14 protein-coding genes are annotated in these 18,878 nt (G+C 71.3%); 10 read left to right on the top strand and 4 right to left on the bottom strand.

The genetic code is table 11. The annotated features are described in order from the left end of the window. Positions 1–31: 31 nt before the first annotated feature. Genes ACN28I_RS23130 through ACN28I_RS23115 form a run of 4 tightly spaced genes read left to right on the top strand, consistent with a single transcriptional unit; the run spans position 32 to position 3,858 of the window. A complete protein-coding gene (locus ACN28I_RS23130) occupies positions 32–565 on the top strand; it encodes a prepilin-type N-terminal cleavage/methylation domain-containing protein (protein WP_420944128.1) in 534 nt (177 codons plus the stop codon). Then, complete coding sequence (locus ACN28I_RS23125) at positions 562–972, top strand: hypothetical protein (RefSeq protein WP_420944127.1); 411 nt, start codon at positions 562–564, stop codon at positions 970–972. Before ACN28I_RS23130 ends, ACN28I_RS23125 begins: the two co-directional genes overlap by 4 nt. A 36-nt stretch (positions 973–1,008) precedes the next feature. Further along, the gene (locus tag ACN28I_RS23120; protein WP_420944126.1) at positions 1,009–2,010 is read left to right on the top strand and encodes a hypothetical protein; all 1,002 of its coding nucleotides are present in this window, start codon (positions 1,009–1,011) and stop codon (positions 2,008–2,010) included. A 12-nt stretch (positions 2,011–2,022) separates the two neighbouring features. Then, positions 2,023–3,858 (top strand): hypothetical protein, encoded by a 1,836-nt coding sequence (locus tag ACN28I_RS23115; protein ID WP_420944125.1) that lies wholly within the window; start codon positions 2,023–2,025, stop codon positions 3,856–3,858. Here ACN28I_RS23115 and ACN28I_RS23110 read toward each other — a convergent pair. Together ACN28I_RS23110 and ACN28I_RS23105 are read right to left on the bottom strand one after the other, a co-directional pair. Further along, on the bottom strand, positions 3,852–4,544 hold the full coding sequence (locus ACN28I_RS23110) for a YqiA/YcfP family alpha/beta fold hydrolase (RefSeq protein WP_420944124.1): 693 nt from the start codon (positions 4,542–4,544) through the stop codon (positions 3,852–3,854). The genes ACN28I_RS23115 and ACN28I_RS23110 overlap by 7 nt on opposite strands. 107 nt (positions 4,545–4,651) lie before the next feature. Continuing rightward, positions 4,652–5,437: a trypsin-like serine peptidase gene (locus tag ACN28I_RS23105; RefSeq protein ID WP_420944123.1), complete on the bottom strand. Its 786-nt coding sequence runs from the start codon at positions 5,435–5,437 to the stop codon at positions 4,652–4,654. Between the two features lie 306 nt (positions 5,438–5,743). Between ACN28I_RS23105 and ACN28I_RS23100 the strand changes: the two genes are divergently transcribed. From ACN28I_RS23100 to ACN28I_RS23085, 4 genes are all read left to right on the top strand, one after another. After that, positions 5,744–6,535 carry an SDR family NAD(P)-dependent oxidoreductase gene (locus tag ACN28I_RS23100; protein ID WP_420944122.1) on the top strand — a complete coding sequence of 264 codons (792 nt, stop codon included), beginning with the start codon at positions 5,744–5,746 and terminating at the stop codon, positions 6,533–6,535. 16 nt (positions 6,536–6,551) lie between these two features. Next, the gene (locus ACN28I_RS23095) at positions 6,552–7,343 is read left to right on the top strand and encodes a PhzF family phenazine biosynthesis protein (protein ID WP_420944121.1); all 792 of its coding nucleotides are present in this window, start codon (positions 6,552–6,554) and stop codon (positions 7,341–7,343) included. A 345-nt stretch (positions 7,344–7,688) separates the two neighbouring features. Further along, entirely contained in the window at positions 7,689–8,933 is a 1,245-nt protein-coding gene (locus ACN28I_RS23090; RefSeq protein WP_420944120.1) for an exonuclease SbcCD subunit D C-terminal domain-containing protein, read from the top strand. Then, positions 8,930–12,715 carry an AAA family ATPase gene (locus ACN28I_RS23085; protein ID WP_420944119.1) on the top strand — a complete coding sequence of 1,262 codons (3,786 nt, stop codon included), beginning with the start codon at positions 8,930–8,932 and terminating at the stop codon, positions 12,713–12,715. Before ACN28I_RS23090 ends, ACN28I_RS23085 begins: the two co-directional genes overlap by 4 nt. 4 nt (positions 12,716–12,719) lie before the next feature. On the opposite strand, the gene ACN28I_RS23080 is transcribed toward ACN28I_RS23085, so the two are convergent. Beyond that, complete coding sequence (locus ACN28I_RS23080; RefSeq protein ID WP_420944118.1) at positions 12,720–13,535, bottom strand: TIGR02266 family protein; 816 nt, start codon at positions 13,533–13,535, stop codon at positions 12,720–12,722. A 291-nt stretch (positions 13,536–13,826) separates the two neighbouring features. Between ACN28I_RS23080 and cglD the strand changes: the two genes are divergently transcribed. Continuing rightward, positions 13,827–17,156: an adventurous gliding motility lipoprotein CglD gene (gene cglD / locus ACN28I_RS23075; protein WP_420944117.1), complete on the top strand. Its 3,330-nt coding sequence runs from the start codon at positions 13,827–13,829 to the stop codon at positions 17,154–17,156. A 100-nt stretch (positions 17,157–17,256) separates the two neighbouring features. Here the strand turns inward: cglD and ACN28I_RS23070 are convergent, their stop codons facing one another. Then, the gene (locus ACN28I_RS23070) at positions 17,257–18,000 is read right to left on the bottom strand and encodes an SAM-dependent methyltransferase (RefSeq protein ID WP_420944116.1); all 744 of its coding nucleotides are present in this window, start codon (positions 17,998–18,000) and stop codon (positions 17,257–17,259) included. 123 nt (positions 18,001–18,123) lie between these two features. On the opposite strand from ACN28I_RS23070, the gene ACN28I_RS23065 reads away from it, so the two are divergent. Beyond that, entirely contained in the window at positions 18,124–18,873 is a 750-nt protein-coding gene (locus tag ACN28I_RS23065; RefSeq protein ID WP_420944115.1) for a YceI family protein, read from the top strand. Positions 18,874–18,878 lie beyond the last annotated feature (5 nt).

Below are 18,878 nucleotides of genomic sequence, written 5' to 3'. Positions count from 1 at the left end.
GGGCCGGGAGGGATACGATGCGGGCACCCCCATGCCACGCAAGACACGCGGATTCACAATCACCGAGGTACTCGTGACGGTGGCGTTGCTGGGCCTGTTCACCGGTCTCACCCTCACGGCGCTCGGTCCCCTCAACGGCCGCTACCGCCGCAGACAGGCCGCGGAGTTGGTCGCCGCGGGGGCGGCGCGGGCCCGGCTCCTGGCCCGGGACTCGGGGCGGTGCTTCCACCTGGAGGTCTACCAGGACGACACCCCGGTGAGCACCGGGAGTCCGGGCAACCGGTTGCGCCTGTCGCGCCGCGCGACGGCCGACTGCGAGACGCCCGCCACCGAGGCGGACCTGCAGCTCGTCGAGACGGTGCCCATGCCCGAGTCGACGACGGTGCGGGTGGAGCCCGGGGCGGCGGCGGTGTGGCGGCCCAACGGGCGGTTGCACGGCGAGGACATGAACAAGACGCCCGCGAAGCTGCGGGTGACGTCCGGGGGCGAGGACCTGTCCATCCTGCTCGCGGTCCATGGCCCGGTGTGCGTGAGGGACGAGCTCTCCTCGGAGGCATGCCCATGAGTGGAAGGACGCACGGGCGCGGGCGCGGGTACGTGCTCGCCGAGGCCCTGGTGGGCGGCGTGGTGATGATGCTCGCCCTCGTCGGCGTGTTCGGCGCGCTCTCGCGAGGCGGCGAGCACGTGGGCCGGGCCCTGGCGGACCAGGACGCGGCGCAGCGGGCCACCGAGCAGCTCGAGTGGTTGCGCGCGCAGCCTCCCGCGTCCCCGGCCTGGGCTGTCGGAACGACCAAGCCCTGCCAGGCGCTGCTGGTGGCGCTCCCCACCGGGTGGACGTGCACCGTCACCGTGACGCAGGTGACGGATACGGCCGTGGCCGCGCCCGTCTCCGGCTCCCTGTCCTACAAGAAGGCCGTGGTCCGGGTGGACTACCGGGGCACCTCGCTGATCCTGGAGGCGCTGAGATGGTGAAGGGGCCTCGGGGCTTCACGCTCATCGAGCTTCCTGGTGGGCAGCGCGGTGGCGCTCACCGTGCTGGCCGTCGCGTTCGCCGCCTTCGTCCACACCACGGCCATGCACCGCCGGCAGGTGGAGCTCGCGGAGATGAAGCGGGGCGCCGCGCTCGTGCTGGGGCAGCTTGGCGCGGAGCTGCGGCAGGCCGGGCTCGGCCGCCCCCGGCATGCGCACGCCGAGGGCGGTGGCGCGCTCTTTCCGCCCACCTTCCTCGTCGCGCAGGAGACCCAGCTCGCCTTCCTGACGGACCTGCCCCGGAGGGACTCGAACTTCAACGGGCACTCGCAGCTCGCGGATGACCAGAGCACGGGGCTCCCCGCGAATGGGATTGCCCTGCTCAACGAGCTCAACGGCGGCTGCGACATCTCCTCCGCCACCGGCCACTGCTCCTCCACCGGGGAGAGCCTGCTCTTCCCCCCGGACGCGGGCCTCGACGACTGCGCGAGCTCGGCCGCGTCGCCCACCTGCCCCTGGGGCCTCAACCGCTACCAGGGCAACGAGTACCTCATCGTGGCCAACGCGAAGGGGAACTGGGTGGAGCGGCAGCTCCATTCGTCGCTCCATGCCGAGGTCTCCGGGGGCCGCAGGACGCTCGTGCTCGCGGATTCGCTCCCGGCGGACTTCCTCTCCGGCCCCAACCGCGGCTTCGTCTCCACGCCGGACCGTGTCTATTACGGGCTCGACGCCGGTGGGGTGAGGCGCAAGCAGTGCTGGGGCAGCATCTTCTCGCCGGGCAGCAGCAGCACGTTCGACCTGAGCTGTTCGGACCTCTTCGCGCCCAACGCGACGGGCTGGGAGGTGCTGACCACCGGCGTGGCCGGGCTGCGGTTCTCCTATTGGAGCGCCAGCGGAACCCTGCTCCCCGTGCCCGTGACGGACGCGGCCGATCTGCGCGGCATCCGCCGGGTGGACATCGAGCTCGACCTCGAGCGCGAGCTGCCCGATGGCGAGACCCTGAGCCACTCCGCTTCCCTGTCCATCACCCTGAGGCAATGAATGCGTCCGCCCATGTCGAGAGGTAGAGCCGTCCAGGGTGCCAGGCGCGCCGGCTTCACGCTGTTGGCCCTGCTGCTCGTCCTGGCCGCGATGACGCTGCTGGTCGGCACGACGCTGCAGCTCGGTGAGGACGAGCGGCGCAGCGCGAGCCTCATGCGTCACGACGCGCGCGCGCTGGCCCTCGCGGAGGCCGGCGTGGAGCGCTCCCGCGCGTACCTGGCCGCCCTGCTCGCCACGAACGTGGACCTGGACCGGGCGCTGGACCCGAATCTGGACACCGACTGCAGCTCGCTCCCCACGCTCGGCGGCGAGCAGGACGATGACCACCTGCCCGTCTTCACCGATGGGGAAGACGTGGAGCTGCCGGGCTCGGGCAAGCGCTTCTACCGCGTCCCCCATGCCGATGGCGCGTACCTGGTGCGCTTCGACGACAACGACGACGACGGGGATTCACCCGCTCCCGTGGCCGCTACCTCCAACAACCCCGGAGGCGGTTGCATGGAGGGGGATGACCTCGCGCCGGGGAAGAACAACCCGGTCCGGGACAGGGATCAGACGGTCATCGTCACCGTGGTGGGGCTCTACCCGGGGACGGACCCGGCCACCGCCCAGGCGCGCAAGGTGCTGCGCGTGCGCGTCGGGCCGCAGCCCGCGGCGGGCATCATCGCCGGGGGCTCCATCGACATGGATGGTGCCTCGCACGTGTGCGGCGCTCATGGCGACATCTTCGCCACCGAGGACATCACCGGCACCGGCTGCATGTGCGGCACCGGCTGCAAGGGAGGCCCGCCGAAGAAGCAGGCGTGTGCTGCCAACACCACCTGCCTGGCGCAGTCGGGGGGAGACGTCTGCTCCGCCAAGGGAGGGGGCTCGAACAGCCAGTGCGTGCCCGGCACCATCGTGCCGCCGCCTCCGGTGGTGAATGTGTGGAGCAGCGTCAACGCGCCCCCGGGCTGTGCCGGCGGCGTGTGCACGCCCTTCTACTACCTGCGCGACAGGAGCACCGGGGTCCAGGTGCACATGTGGAACTACTCCAAGACCGGCTGCGAGCAGCCCCAGGCCTGCGTCCGCATCTTCCATCCCGGCGAGACGTCGCTCGCCGATCCCTGCAGCAAATGCTGGGAGGAGGTGTTCGATGGCGCGAGCTGCCCGGGCCCGGCCTCGGCCAAGAAGGAGGTTCGCAAGCTCGACGATCCGAGCCTGACGTTGCCCACCACCCCCGCCGACTGGGTCTGTAGCAGTTCGGCCCCTCCGGTCTGGAAGGCACACAATGTGGCCTCCGCCAATGGGAGCAACTGCGATCCCGGCAACGGCCTCTACCCGGCACTGACGGGTGACTTCAGCAAGGATGCGGCCTTCAACTCCAATGGGGGCTTCCAGTATCAGGGCGCGCGGCTTCCGCGCGGTGTCTGGATGGTGGAGGGCAACGTGGAGTTCGCCAACAACTCGCCCGCCTGTGCGGACTACCCGTATCCGCACGACTGGAAGGGCGCCACGGTGCTGGCCCAGGGGAACGTGGAGATCAAGGCCAATATCAGCCTGATCCCCGGGCACCCCCGTGGCGTCGCCCTGCTCGCCGGCCGCGACATGAAGGTCTCGCAGGGCAACACCTACCTCAACACGTGTGGCCAGAGCGCGGCCCTGCTCGTCCACGAGCAGTTCTACATGGTCGCCAACTCCCACCTGACGGGGCAGCTCGTGGTGGAGGGCTCGGGAGAGTGCTCCGGGGCCGTCGACGGCGCCTCCGTCACCCTGAAGGGCAACGCCACCATCGAGGTGGTGGCGCCGCCGCCCATCGCCTCGGGCCGGCCCGCCTCCGTGCTCGAGTGGAGCGAGTCCGCCTACTGAGGGACGAGGAAGGGGCGCAGGAAGTCATCCGCCTCGGCGGCGATGCGCTCGAGGGACTCCACCAGCTCGTGGCCATCCTCCACCTCCACGAACCGGACGTGGCGCTTGCCGTGCGCCCACTCGCGCGAGTAGCGGATGTCCGTCGTCGTGTCCCGGCGCCCGTGGATGAGGAGCGTGGGCACGCGCACGTCCGGCCAGCCGCCCGAGCGGGCCTCGATGGTGTCGAGGTCGTGGATGAGGCCGAAGTGCACGCGCGTCTGGCGCTTCTCCGCGTAGTCCTGCGTCTCCAGCCAGCCCGTCTCCTGCCAGCGGCGCATGCCCTCCGCGCCCACCGTGCGCCGCATCTGCTCCGGGGCACGCAGGGCGGGGGCCAGCAGCACCAGCGCGCACACCCGCGCGTCCTCCTCCGCCACGCGGCACGCCGTCAGCCCGCCCAGGCTGGAGCCGAAGACGATGGCCCTGTCCCGCTCGCCGCCGATGGCATCGCGCACCGTGCGCATCATCGCGCTCAGGCTCAGGTGCTCGAGCGAGGGCTGCCGCAGGTTCAACCGCTCCAGGTGGATGCCCTGGCGCGCGTAGTGCCCGGCGAGCGCCACGCCCTTGGCGGACTGGGGCCCCGAGGCGAAGCCATGCAGGTAGAGCCAGCGGGGGCCGGCGGGGGAGGACGGGGCAGGGGAGGTGCTCATGGCGGCGCACTCTACCCCCGCGGGCCCGCGCGGAAATGATGAGGGCCCCGGGTTGGTGGGAAACCCGGGGCCCTCCAGCTCGCGTCAGATGCTGCGAGCCCAGCGAATCAGAGGCCGATGCCGGCCAGCGCCGACTTGATGAGGCCCGCCCTCACGCCGCTGTTGTGCGTGCCGCGGCCGAGCGAGTCCCCGCCGAAGCCGTAGTGGTGCAGCGCGACGACCTCGTGCGTGGTGGCGGAGAGCACCGGCGAGCCCGAGGAGCCGCCCAGCGTGTCCGCGTTGTAGGAGGCGTCCGTGGAGCTGAAGTTGGCGTTCATGATGGAGCCCGGCGAGTACTTCTTCGTCGGGGCGCAGCCGGACTGCGTGTTGTAGTCGCAGTTCTGGTGCACGACGTAGATGCTGGCGTTGGTGGCCGCGTCGGTGCCGGCGATGGTCAACTTGCCGTACACCTGGCCCGGGAGCTGGCCGTTGAGCGGCGCGCAGCGCAGCGCCGTCATGTCCAGGTTCTTCCACGTCTGCACGAAGCTGGAGCAGTCGTACCAGATGCGGGCCGTGGAGCTCACGCCGTCGATGTAGTTGAAGGACACCTTGGCGCCACGGGCATCACCGGAGCGAGCCACGCAGTGGTTGTTGGTGATGACGACGTCATCGGACACCAGCCACGCCGTGCAGCGCGAGCCCTTCGCCGGGATGGAGATGTAGCCCACCGCGCTCGCACGGGCGGCCTCGGTACCGGCCAGCAGCGTGCTGCTCTTCCAGTCCACGGAGCCCACGATGACCGTCGACTCGGTGGACATGAGCGTGTCCGACGACAGGCTCTCGTCGACTTCCGGAGCGCCGCACGCCGTGAGGAAGCCAGCCGCCGCCAGACCCAGGTACCGAAGCTTGCGCATCAATCGCTCTCCCGTGCTGCGAGGTGATGCGCCTGCCTTGAGCACTGCCCATGCCAACCTCCAAGTGCCCGGACTTCCTGGCTCGGGCCCGCCCGGCGAGGGAGGGCGTGGAACACGGCCGCGCAGAGGGTTTGTAAAGCGGCCATGCACTCCGGGGTCCAACCGTTGGGATTCCCTCTGGAAACCCACCGCGCACGGCACTGTCCAGTAATGGGACGCCCGGGGGGAAGGGTGACCGGAAGCAGGACACTTCGTGGGGAGCGGGGAGGCGCGCGCCCCGGCCGGAAGGTGGTATGCCGGGGGCCTATGACTGCACCCGTGGCGCTCATCACCGGCGGCTCGCGAGGCGTGGGCCGCGCCCTGTCGTTGCGGCTCGCGAAGGCGGGCTACGACATCGTCTCCACCTACCGGCGTGATGCCGAGGCCGCCGCCGAGCTCATCAAGGACGTGGAGGCGCTCGGCCGCCGCTGCCGCACCGTCATCGCCGACCAACTCGAGCCGGCCAGCCTCCATGCCGCCTTCGATCTCGTGCAGCAGGAGTTCGGCGGGTTGGATGTCTTCGTGGCCAACGCCGCCTCCACCGCCTTCACGCCGCTGATGCAGATGAAGCTGCACCAGATGGACAAGACGTTCAACGTCACGGTGAAGAGCTTCCTGCTGGCCGCGCAGCGCGCCGTGCCGCTGATGGCGGGCCGCAAGGGCCGCATCGTGGCGGTGTCCGGCATGGACTCGCGCATGCCGCTGCCCTTCCACGGCTTCCTCGGGGCGATGAAGGGCTCCATGGAGATTCTGGTGAAGTACCTGGCCGCCGAGCTGGCGTCCTCCGGCGTGCGCGTCAACGCCGTCAACCCCGGCTACATCGACACCGAGTCCAGCCGCTTCTACATGGGCGATGCCTGGGAGACGCTCGAGGCCAAGGTGAAGGACAGCGTGCCCGTGGGCTACGTGGCCAGCGCGGATGAGATCGCCAAGACGATTGAATGGCTGTGCTCCGAGGGCTCCTCGTACGTGAACGGCCAGACGCTGGTGGTGGATGGGGGCCTGGAGGTGAACTACGCCATGCAGTTCGCCAGCGCCCTCACCCAGTCCGACAAGTAAAGGAAGAGGTCATCCCATGCCCACCCGCCTGCGCCTCTACCAGGTCGATGCCTTCTCCTCCCAGGTCTTCGGAGGCAACCCCGCCGCTGTGTGCCCGCTGGATGCGTGGCTGCCGGACGAGGTGCTCCAGGCGATTGCCGCGGAGAACAACCTCTCCGAGACGGCCTTCGTGCTGCGCGACGAGGTGCGCGGCTGGCAGATCCGCTGGTTCACCCCCACGCAGGAGGTGGACCTGTGCGGCCATGCCACGCTGGCGGCGGCCTACATCCTCTTCACGCGGCTGGCGCCGGGACTGGAGCGGGCGCAGTTCAACTCGCGCTCGGGGCCGCTGGTGGTGACGCAGCAGGAGGGGGAGTGGATGGAGATGGACTTCCCCTCGCGGCCGCCGGAGCCCTGCGCGATACCGGAGGGGTTGGCGGAGGCGCTGGGCGCCGAGCCGCGTGAGACGCTGGTGTCGAGGGATTTGCTGGCCGTCTTCGACACGGAGGAGCAGGTGAGGGCGCTGGCCCCGGACATGGGGAAGCTGGCCCAACTGGAGTACTTCGCGGTGACGGCGACGGCGAGGGGCTCGGAGTCGGACTTCGTCTCGCGCTTCTTCGCGCCGCGGGTGGGCGTGCCGGAGGATCCGGTGACGGGCTCGGCGCACTGCACGCTGGTGCCCTACTGGTCGCAGAAGCTGGGCAAGAAGCAGTTGCTGGCGCACCAGATTTCCCACCGCGGCGGCGTGCTCCAGTGCGAGGACCGCGGCGAGCGCGTGGGCATCTCCGGCCAGGCCGTGCTGTACCTCGAGGGCCACATCTCGCTGTGAGGCGATTCCACTTCTCGCCGGCGAGAAGTGAAATCAGGGGACCCGATTCCACTTGTCGCCGACGACAAGTGAAACGCGAGGGGCCAATTCCACTTCTCGCCGACGAGAAGTGAAACCAGGGGACCCGATTCCACTTGTCGCCGACGACAAGTGAAACGGCTCGGGCGGCTGTGCGGCATTTTTTACAGGGTGCCCCCGCCCGGCCGCCGACGGTCCTCCATGTAGGTGTCACTCCCGGGATTGGCGTCTCGCCTGCCTGCGGGCACACTGCGCGCCGCCTGAACGTGCGAGCAGGACGGGGACCCACCCCCTCTCTCGTCGCGGACACAGGAGGGGAGCGCACGGATGCGCCTGCTGCACACGTCGGACTGGCACCTTGGGCACACGTTGTACGACACCTCGCGCGAGGCCGAGCACGCGGCCTTCCTCGAGTGGCTGCTCGACACCCTCGAGACCCACAAGGTGGATGCCCTCCTGGTGGCCGGCGACATCTTCGACACCGCCAACCCCAGCGCCGAGGCCCAGGCCGCCTGGTACCGCTTCGTCGCCCAGGCCCGCATCCGCTGCCCCAAGCTCGATGTCGTCGTGATCGGCGGCAACCATGACTCGGCGGCCCGGCTGGATGCGCCCGACCCCCTCTTCGCCGCGCTCGACGTGCGCGTGGTGGGCGGCCTGCCCAAGGCCCGGGGCTCGGTGGACCTGGAGCGCCTGCTGGTGCCGCTGAAGAACGCCCAGGGCAAGGTGGGCGCGTGGGTGGCGGCCGTGCCGTACCTGCGGCCCGCGGATCTCCCGCTCGTCTCCGAGGAAGGGGGGGACAAGCTCATCGAGGGCGTGCGCTCGGTGTACGCCGAGGTGCTGGAGGGCGCGCGCGCCAGGCGCAAGCCGGGCCAGGCCCTCGTGGCCATGGGCCATTGCTACATGGTGGGCACCGAGCTGTCCGCGCTCAGCGAGCGCAAGATTCTCGGGGGCAACCAGCACGCGCTGCCGGTGGACCTCTTCCCCGAGGAGCTGGCGTACGCGGCGCTCGGGCACCTGCACAAGGCGCAGCGCGTGGGCGGACGCGAGGGCGTGCGCTACAGCGGCTCGCCCATTCCCCTGTCGCTCTCCGAGGCCAGCTACGCGCACCAGGTGCTGCTGGTGGAGCTGGAGGGCGAGCAGCTCTCCTCCGTGCGGCCGCTGCCCGTGCCGCGCCGGGTGGAGATTGAACGGGTGCCCAAGCGCGACGCGGCCACGCTGGATGACGTGGTGCAGATGCTGGAGGCCCTGCCCGCGCTGGAGGCGGACACGCCCGACTGGCGGCGCCCCTACCTGGAGGTGTGCGTCGCGCTGCCCCGCCCCGAGCCCGCGCTGCGCCGCCGGGTGGAGGCCGCGCTCGAGGGCAAGGCCGCGCGGTTGGTGAAGCTCACCCCCGCCTATACCGGCAGCGGCCACACGCTCGCGGAGGCGCGGCCGGGCGTCTCCCTCAAGGAGCGCACCCCCGAGGACGTCTTCCGCGCCCGCTACGCGCGCGACTACACCGAGCCGTTGGAGCCCGTGCTGCTCGAGGCCTTCCATTCGCTGCTCACCCAGGTGCAGGAGGACGCGTCATGAGGATTCTCGCCATCCGTGGCTGCAACCTGACGAGCCTCGCGGGGGACTTCGCGCTGGAGTTGGATCAGCCGCCGCTCGACAAGATGGGGCTGTTCGCCATCACCGGAGCCACCGGCGCGGGCAAGAGCACGCTGCTGGACGCCATGTGCCTGGCCCTCTTCGACCGCACCCCGCGGCTGGGCGAGCGCGGCGGTGTCCCGGTGGGGCGCGCCGACGAGGACGAGGAAGCGCGGCTGATGGCCAACGACGTGCGCGGCGTGCTGCGGCGCGGCGCGGGCGAGGGCTTCGCCGAGGTGGACTTCCTGGGCAAGGACGGCCGCCGCTACCGCGCGCGCTGGTCCGTGTGGCGGGCGCGCAAGCTCGCCGAGGGCCGCTTCCGGCCGCAGGAGATGACCCTCACCGACGTGGCCACCCAGCAGCAATTCGGGCGCACCAAGTCCGAGGTGCTCAAGGCCATCGAGGAGCGGCTGGGCCTGTCCTTCGACCAGTTCCGGCGCTCGGCGCTGCTGGCGCAGAACGAGTTCGCCGCCTTCCTGCGCGCGGACGCCAACGAGCGCGCGGAGCTGCTGGAGCGGATGACGGGGACGGAGGTGTACAGCCGGGTGTCCATGGCCGCGCACCAGCGCCAGAAGGAGGTGCAGGAGGAGCTGTCGAAGCTGGAGCAGGGCGTGGCGGCCATTGCCCGGCTGTCCGACGAGGAGCGCGCGGCGGCGGAGGAGGGGCGGGCGCGGGAGGAGGCGGCGCTGGGCGAGGCGCGGGCGGCACAGGCGCGGGCCGAGCAGGCGCTGCACTGGTACACGGAGCGCTCGCGGCTGGTGGCGCAGGAGGCCGAGGCGGAGCAGTCGCGCCAGCGCGCGGCCCAGGCGCAGGAGGCCGCGGAGCCCCGGAAGGCGGAGCTGGAGCGGGTGCGCGCGGCGGAGGTGCTGCGGGCCCCGCTCCACCGGGTGGACGAGGCCTCGCGGAGGCTGGTGGAGGCGGAAGCGGCGCTGACGGCGCGGCGCGCGGAGGCGGAAGCGGCCCGGGCCTCGGCACAGGTGCGCGAGGAGGCGCGGGCGAAGGCGGAGGCGCGGGCGAAGGCGGCGGCGGAGGCGGAGGCGGCCGCGCGCCCGGCCCTGGACGAGGCGCTGAAGCTGGACGCGGAGCTGGCGCGGGCGCGGAGTGATGAGCAGGAGGCCGCGCGCAAGCTGGAGGCGGCTCGCGAGTCCGAGCGGGTGGCCCAGGAGTCACTGGCGCGGGTGGCGCGGGAAGAGGAGGCCGCGCGCGCGGAGCTGGAGGCGGCGAAGGCGTGGCTCGGTGAGAACAAGCGCCTGGAGGCCATGGCCCGGGAGTGGCCCCGCTGGGAGGCGGAGCTCACCCGCTACGGCCGCGCGGCACAGGACGAAACCAAGGCCCGCGAGTCTCTCTCTCAGGTGCAGTCGCGGACGGGAGCGCTGCGGACGGAGGCCGAGCGCCGGGGCGAGGAGAAGCGCAAGGCGGACGAGTCCCTGGAGGCGGCGAAGGCCCGCGTGGCCAGCGCCGAGGCCGCGCAGGGCAAGGAGGCGGGCGCGGAACGGCGGGCCCGCCGGGTGGAGTTGCAGTCCCGGCAGGAGGGGCTGCGGGCGTTGACGGACGCGCGCAAGGGCGCGAGCGAGGCGGCCCGGGCGGAGCAGGAGGCGGCCGAGGAGGCCAGCAGGGCCCGGGCGGAGCAGGCATCCGCGACGGCCGAGGCCGAGGCCGCGAAGGTGCGCCGCCTCGAGCAGGAGGCCGCGCTGAAGGAGGCCCGCCGGGCGTTCGCCGACGCGCGGGCGACGTTGGATCTCGCCGAGCACCGCGCGGAGCTGCGGGCGGGCCAGCCCTGTCCCCTCTGCGGTGCCACCGAGCACCCCTACCGCCAGACGGGAACCGCGCTGGAGGGGCTCGCCACGAAGGCGCGGGCGCGGGTGGAGGAGCTGGAAGGGGAGTCCGCCGTGGCAGCGCGGGCGGAGGCCGAGGCCAGTGCACGGGCGGCGGCGGCGGGCCCGCGCGCGGCGCAGGCAGAGGCCCGGAGGGAGGCCGCGGCGAAGCAGCGTGCCCAGCAGCGCACGGCGTGGAGCCACTCGCGCGCGAAGCTCGCGGGGACGCTGCCCCCGGAGGACGTGGAGGCCGAGGGGCTCGAGGCCTGGCTGGAGGTGGCGCTCGCGGAGGTGAAGGCGCTGCAGGCCGGGCTGAATGCCGAGGAGGAAGCGGCGGAGAAGCTGGAGCGCGCGGCGAAGGAGGCCCGGACCGCGCTCACCGCCGTGCACGAGCGCCAGAAGGCGGTGGAGGAGGCCCTGCGTCAGGCGGAGGAGGCGCTGCGCCAGAACACCGAGGCCGAGTCCACCGCCAGTCGCGAGGTGGAGCAGGCCGCGCGCATCCGCCAGGAGGTGCTGGAGGTGTTGGCGGCTCCCTTCAAGGACCTGCCGCGCTGGCAGGAGTCGCTGTCCGCGAAGCCGGCCGACTTCCGTGCGCACTGCGCGAAGCGGGTGACGGAGTGGAATACCCGCGAGCAGGCCTCGAAGGACGCGGAGGCGCGCGTCGCGCAGGCGAAGGAGAAGCGCGCTCCGGCGGAGACGGCGGCCGGAGTGCAGCACGCCTTGACCGAGAGCTGCGCCCAGGCGCTCTCCAGGGCCCAGGAGGCGGTGCGGGAGAAGCAGGCCGCGCGCGGGGCGCTGCTCGGCGGACGTCCCACCGCCGAGGTGCGTGACGGGCTCGAGCGGGAGGTGCGGGAAGCGTCCCAGGCCTTCGAGTCCGTCCGCGCCGACGCCGAGAAGGTGAAGCAGGATGCCGCCGCCGCGGCCGCGCGTGCCCAGGACGCGGTGCAGGCCCGTGAGTCCGCGGGCACCGCCAGGACCGAGGCCGAGGCGGCGCTCTCGGCACTGCTGTCGGCGCGGAGTCTCTCGCTGGAGGCCGTGCGTCTCCTGCTCGCGCGGGATGCCGCCTGGTGCGAGGCCGAGGAGCGTGCGCTGTCGGCGCTCCGCCAGGCACAGGAGCACGCCCTGGCCGTGCTGACGGAGCGTCAGACGCAGCGCACGCGGCACGAGGCCTCCGGTCAGCCCTCCATCGCCGAGGTGGATGCTCCGGCCGCTTGCGAGCAGGCCCGCCTGGACACCGAGGTCCGGCGTCAGTCTGTCGCTCGATTGGAAGCCCAACTCAACCAGGACGACGAGGCCCGCCGCCGCCACGGCGAGCAGGCCCGGCTCCTTGAGGAGAAGCAGCGCGCCAGCGGCGTGTGGCGCACCCTCAGTGAGCTCATCGGCTCGCACGATGGCCGCAAGTTCAAGGTGTTCGCCCAGAGCCTCACCCTGGACGCACTCCTGCACTACGCCAACGCGCACCTCGAGGAGCTGGCCCCGCGCTACCGCCTCATGCGCGTGCCGAAGTACGACCTCGACCTGCAGGTGGTGGACGGGGACATGGGCGACGAGGTGCGCGGCGTCTCCAGCCTCTCGGGCGGGGAGAGCTTCCTCGTGTCCCTGGCGCTCGCCCTGGGCCTGGCCTCGCTCTCCTCGGAGACGACCCAGGTGGAGACGCTCTTCATCGACGAGGGCTTCGGCACGCTGGACCCGGAGACCCTGGAGATGGCCCTGGCCACGCTCGACGCGCTCCAGGCCACCGGCCGGCAGGTGGGCATCATCTCCCACGTGTCCGGGCTCGCCGAGCGCATTGGCGCGCAGGTGCGCGTGGTGAAGCAGGGGGCCGGACGCAGCCGGCTCGTCGTGATGGGCGAGACGGGCATCCTGGCCTCTCCGCCCCCCGCGGTACGGCCCGCGGCGTCGGTGGGGTAGGGCGTCAGCTCGCTGGGCCGCTGGCCAGGCTCGCCAGGTAGCGGTCCAGCGTCTCGGCGAAGGTGGGGTCGTCGTTGAGGAAGGCGAGCCCCACGCCCCCCCTGTACGGATCGTCCACCACGTGCACCACCAGTGCGTCTCCCTGCAGGCGCTCGCCGTTGGGCAGCCGCACCTGGACCGTCACCACGCTGTCCACGGGAGGGCGGTGCGCCGTGCGCACGAAGAGGCCACCGTTGGAGATGTTCGTCGCGTGCTCGCGCACGAAGTCCAGCTCCGTGCGGAACTCCATCTCCAGCTTCACCGCGAAGCGGCGTCCGTGCCGCTGGGTGTCGAACGTCTCGTAGGTGCGGGCACCTTCCTGGGCCGCGGGCTCCGCCTCCGGGGCGGGCTCGGGGGCTTCAGGTGCCGCGGCGGGGGCGGGAGCCGGGGCGTTGGCCGCGTTGGCGAAGAAGTCGATGGGGACGGAGCCAGGCCCGGGCGGCGGCCCTTCCGGAATGGGCTCCCGGACGGCGAGCTGTTGCAGGTGCCCGTGCAGCACGATGGCCGCGGCCTCGTAGTCCTCCAGCTCGTGGGTGTCCGGGCCGGTGAGCGAGTCGTTCCGGAACGCGTCGCGAGCCGCCTTGGGCAGGCGCCACAGCTCCACCAGGGTGCCACCACTCTGTTGCACCTGCTGTGTCAGCTCCTCCAGGGCGGTGCGCGGGTAGCTGGGCGCCTCCAGCTTCAACTCCAGGGTGGCTTCCGCTTCCCGTAAGGCCACGACGATGCCTGGCGGTGTCGGCGGGGGCAGCAACGCCCCCAGCCCCTCCACCAGCTCTCTCACCCGCTCTGCACGGGCTGAGCCATTCCACAACGCCGCGAGACCGAACACAGGCACGTCGACGGACCATAGCCGAGCCCGCCGCCGGGTGGGTCAACCATCGTGCATTTCCCACCAGTGAACGCTCTGCCAGCAGGCGGGCGCAAATGTGTGGGCCGCCTGGACGCATTCCGTCCTGCCTCGGGCAGATCGAACCCCTGCGCATAGACACCCACCTGGGCAACGGAGGACTGCATTCCCAGCTTGGCGGACTGATTTTCGACCCCCCCTCCCTTTCCGTCTGTGTTGAGTGCCATGCGTCCTCAATCCCGATTCCTCGCGGCCGCGCTGCTCGTGGCCACACTCGTTTCAGGCTGTGGTGATAGCCCTGTCGACCCCGATCCCCAGCCGGATGGTGGGACGACGGATCCCGGCGGCAACCCGCCGCCGCCCCCACCTCCCCCTCCCCCGGAGCTGCCCACGGCGGAGGACCCCTTTGGAGATCCTCCGGGCCCGGGCGCCGGTCCCCGCAACGCGACGATCGACACCGACTGTGACGGCCTCACGGATGAGGAGGAGTGGGGCACCATCTATACCGGTGGCCTGAAGACCGACCCGGGCCGGTGGGACACGGATGGGGATGGCCTCCGCGATGGTGTCGAGGCGGGCCGCACCTCCACCGTCAACACGAGCCCGGAGTGCCAGGCCCTCTTCATCGCGGACGCGGACCCGTCGTCGGCGCGCGCGACGAATCCGACCATCGCGGACACGGACGGGGACGGGCTGAAGGACGGCCTGGAGGACCGCAACTACAACGGCAAGCTGGACCCGGGCGAGACCGATCCGGCCAACCCCGACATGGATGGGGACGGGCTGAAGGACGGTGACGAGGACGCCAACAAGAACACCGTGGTGGACTTCGGCGAGACGGATCCGCGCAAGCGGGACACGGACGCCGATGGCCTTTCGGACTCCATCGAGCTGAACATCACCGGGACGAATGCCCTCAAGGCCGACACCGACGGCGACTCGTGCCTGGACGGTGCCGAGGATCTCAACGGCAATGGCGTGAAGGAGCCGGGTGAGACCGACCCGAAGAACGGCTCCGACTGCGGCGGTGGGACCAGCGCCCAGGACACGGACGGCGATGGCGTGCCGGACACCATCGAGGACGCCAACGGCAACGGTGTCAAGGACGCGACCGAGACCGACTTCCGCAATGCGGACACGGACGGCGATGGCCTGTCGGACGGCGTGGAGGATCGCAACCACAACGGTGTGGTGGACTCCAACGAGAGCGATCCGCGCTTGAAGGACACGGACTGCGACGGTCTGCTCGACGGCGCGGACCAGGGCGCCTTCAAGGGCGAGGACACCAACGGCAACGGCCTGCGCGACGTGGGCGAGACGGACCCGACCAGGCGCGACACGGACGGGGACGGCCTGTTGGACGGCGTGGAGCGGGGCATTCCCGCCAGCGCGGCGCCCGTCACCACCTGCGGCTACCCGGGGGACGCCAACCCGGCCACCGTCACGGATCCGCTCAACCCCGACTCCGATGGGGATGGCATCGCCGACGGTGCCGAGGACTCGAACCAGAACGGCCAGAAGGACCCGGGCGAGCTGGATCCCCGCGACCGCACCGACGGGGCCACGACCACGCCGGCCGGCCAGGCCTGCGCGGCGAGCAACCTGCGGCAGGTCGTCTTCAAGGAGGACAGCGGCGGGGACATCCGTCTGGCGCTCCGGCCTTCCTTCGGTGAGGTGAAGCAGATCGTGCTCGCGGGCAAGGGCCGGGGCTTCATCGGCTACGACGACACGAACAAGGTGGCCTTCATCGCCTACAAGCGCGGCCAGGCGGGCAGCTCGACCACCGTGGTGGGCGACGAGCTGTTCGTGCGCGGCCAGTTCTCCCCGTCGGTGGCGGCGGGCACCACGCAGACCTTCACCACCTGGGACGGCCACCCCGCGCTGCAGGCCTTCTACGACCAGAGCGCGACCACCAACCTGCGCGACTACGCCAACTCGGTGGCCAACCAGCTCGTCGGCTCGGGGGCCGGAGCGCTCACGGGTGGTGCGGCCGTGAACGGGCCGTACAAGCTCCAGGCGCAGTACGTCCACCGCTCCAACGCGAGCGTGCTGGTGGTGCTGGCCATCACCCCCACGGCGCGCTTCGTGGACCCGGGGCTCTTTGTCATGAACGACACCGCGGGCGGCACGGCGCTGGCCCAGTTCGGTGACGCGGACGCGGTGCAGTGCGAGACCTTCACCACGGGCAACGGCATGGCCGACTTCCTCTTCGTGGTGGACGACAGCGGCTCCATGCAGACCTCGCAGGGCGCCCTGGGCGACGCCGCCGCGGCCGTGGCCAACCGGCTGGGCAACTCGCAGCTCGACTGGCGCATCTCCATGGTGACCACGTCCTATACGCAGCCGGACTACTCGTGGCCCAACCGCAACGTGTTCCGCGGCTTCACGCGCAACATCGATCAGTTCAAGGCGTGGCTGCAGCAGGGCGCGACCTGCCCGGATCCCAGGCAGTTCTGCTGGGTGGGCATCGACGGTGCCAGCGAGGAGCGCTCCCTGGAGGGCGCGCGCGTGGCGGTGGACTACATGACCAACGCCAGCACGCCCGCGGACAGGAAGTACCGTCCGGGTGCCCGGCTGGTGGTCATCCTCCTCACCGACGTGCGTGACCAGCCGGACACCGTTCCGGTCAGCACGTACATCGACTACTTCAAGGGCGCCAACCCCACCGGCGGGCTCATCCAGATGCACGGCATCATCTGTGACCCGGCCGGCGGCGACTGCTACCCGGGCGAGCCCTCGGCCAACCCGCGGCACCTGGACGTCATCCAGGCCACCGGCGGCATCGTGGGCAGCATCCGCAGCACCACGTCCATCCAGAACGCCATCAACACCATCGTGGACAGCGTGATTGCCTCCACGGGTTACCGCACGCTCAAGCCGCCCATCGGTGCCTCGGTGCGGGTGGCGCTGGAGTCGGTGCAGAACCCCGCGGCATGCTCCGCGAGCGACCTGCCTCGCAGCCGGACGAACGGCTTCGACGTGGACGGCATCAGCCAGGCGCTGTCCTTCTACGGCGCGTGCCGTCCGGCCTCCGCGGGGGCGACGAAGGCCGCCATCTCCTACCGCTACTGGAGCGACCTGACGCCGAACCAGGACGGCAACCCGCCGCCCTGCTCGACGGACACGGGCTACTACGACCCGGCGGCTCCGGACTTCTGCAAGGGCAACCTCACGTGCAACCGGCAGACGAACCGGTGCGAGTGCCCCTCGGACTGCGGCGGTGGCGGGGCTCCGGGCGAGGTGTGCAACACCAGCCGGGACGTGTGCGACTTCACCTGCACGGCGGACTGCGGTGGCACGTGCGGCAGCTTCCAGGCGTGCAACACGTCCACCTGCACCTGCCAGTGCGTGGCGAGCGCCACGTGCGCGCCGGGCTTCAAGTTCGACCCGGCGGCCTGCGGCTGCGTCTGCGACACGGGGGCGCTCAACTGCGGCTCCACCTACCAGCCCGACGCCGCCACCTGCGCCTGTGTCTGCAAGGACGAGTGCGGTGGTTGCGGGCCGGGGACGACGTGCAACCAGAGCCTCTGCCGCTGCGAGCCGAAGCTGAACTGAGTGCTGCGAAAGGAGCGGCCCCGGTGGGTTCCTGACCCGCCGGGGCCGCCGTACCCGGGCCGGAAGCCGCTGAGTCCCAGCGGTCTCCGGCCCTGGTGTTTCAGGGCTTCGCCGCCACGCCCCCATTCATGTACGGGGGCATGTCGGCGGGGGGCTCCGGGTTGCGCCAGACGGCGACCGGCTGGATGCCGTCCTCGGTGAGCCGCCACGGCCCGAGCACCGCCTCGAGCTGCGCCGGGGTACGCATGTGGAAGGCGGGCCCCATCATCTTCACCAGCTCGGGATGCTCCAGGGCCTTGGGGCTGTCGCAGTCGAAGGCGAGGTAGCTCCCCGGCGGCGCCAGGTCGTAGAGCTGCTGGAACGAGGCGCGGATCTGCTCGTCCGTCATGAAGGCCTCGACGCCCACGACGATGATGCCGAGCCGGCGCAGGGGGCCGAGCACCTGCCTCACGGCGCCGAGGTCGAGCGTCGACAGGTCCGTGGCGTCGCACCGGAGGTAGGCCGTGCCCGGCACGCCCGCGAGGATGCGCTGGCCCAGCGCGACATTGGAGTCGTCGATGTCCGTGTACACCACGCGCGCCCCGGGGACCGTCTCGTGGACGTTGCCCTGGGTGGGCAGGCCGGAGCCCAGGACGAGGAACTGGTCCACGCCCTGGGCCTGGATGTAGCGCGAGGCCCGCCCGATGAAGCCGCGCAGCGCGCGGAACACCGGCCGGAAGTCCTTGAAGACGGCTTCAAAGGCCTTCGCCGCCGCCACGTCTACCGGGTAGTGGTGGCTGCCTCCGAGCCAGTAGTCGAACATCCGGCCCGTGTTGGGCACCGTCGGCTCCGCTTCGTGTCCCATGTCTTCCTCCCCTGTCCTGGCATGGCGGGTGCGGGGGCGACCATAGCCGACCGGAAAGTCACGTGCCGGGCTGCTAGAGTCCTCTGCCGGGCGCCTGCCCCTCCCCTGTTCCGGAGTTCATCGATGCAGAGCCGATTTCCCCTCGTCCTGGCCACGACGCTGCTTGGCGCGGCCTCCCTGTCCGCTTGCGGCACCACCCCCACCGAGGATCGCGAGCGCGTCACCTTCCCCGCCCGGGACGACTTCCCGGACCTGGGCGGCGTGGAGTCCCTGTCGCCCCTCTCGCGCACCTACACGTTCGATCCGAACCTGGAGCACAGCCACCTCTTCGTGCAGCTCTTCAGCGCCTCGCTCGGGCATGACCACGTGGTCCGCGCCACGCAGTGGTGGGGCTCCCTCGCCTTCGACCCGTCCAACCTGTCCGGGTGCGCTGTCTCCGTGACGGTGGAGGTGGAGGGGCTCGACCCCGAGCGTGACGAGATGCGCGACCTCACGGGCCAGGAGCGCGTCTCCCGGAGTGACCGGGAGCAGATCCGCGAGCACCTGAGGGCCAAGGAGCAGCTGAACCTGGAGGAGCACAAGACGCTCGAGTTCACCTCGCGCTCCTGCGTGCTCACGGGCGAGAAGGGGATGGACGGGCGCTCGGTGGTGGAGGTGACGGGCGACCTGAAGCTGCGCGGCGTCACCCGGGAGGTGCGGCTGCCCCTGGAGGTGGCGGTGGACGAGAAGCAGGTGGCGGCGCGGGGCGTGCTGACCACCCGCCACTCGGACTTCGGCTTCGAGCCCTATTCGGCGCTGGGTGGGCTCTTCAAGAACAAGGACGAGCTCTACTTCGTCCTCGACGTGCGCGGCCAGCGCGTGCCCGGGAAATGAGAGGA

The sequence above is a fragment of the Archangium gephyra genome, from assembly GCF_049060025.1.
Classification (GTDB): Bacteria; Myxococcota; Myxococcia; order Myxococcales; family Myxococcaceae; genus Archangium; species Archangium gephyra_A.
This window is presented reverse-complemented; position numbering and strand designations above follow the sequence as displayed.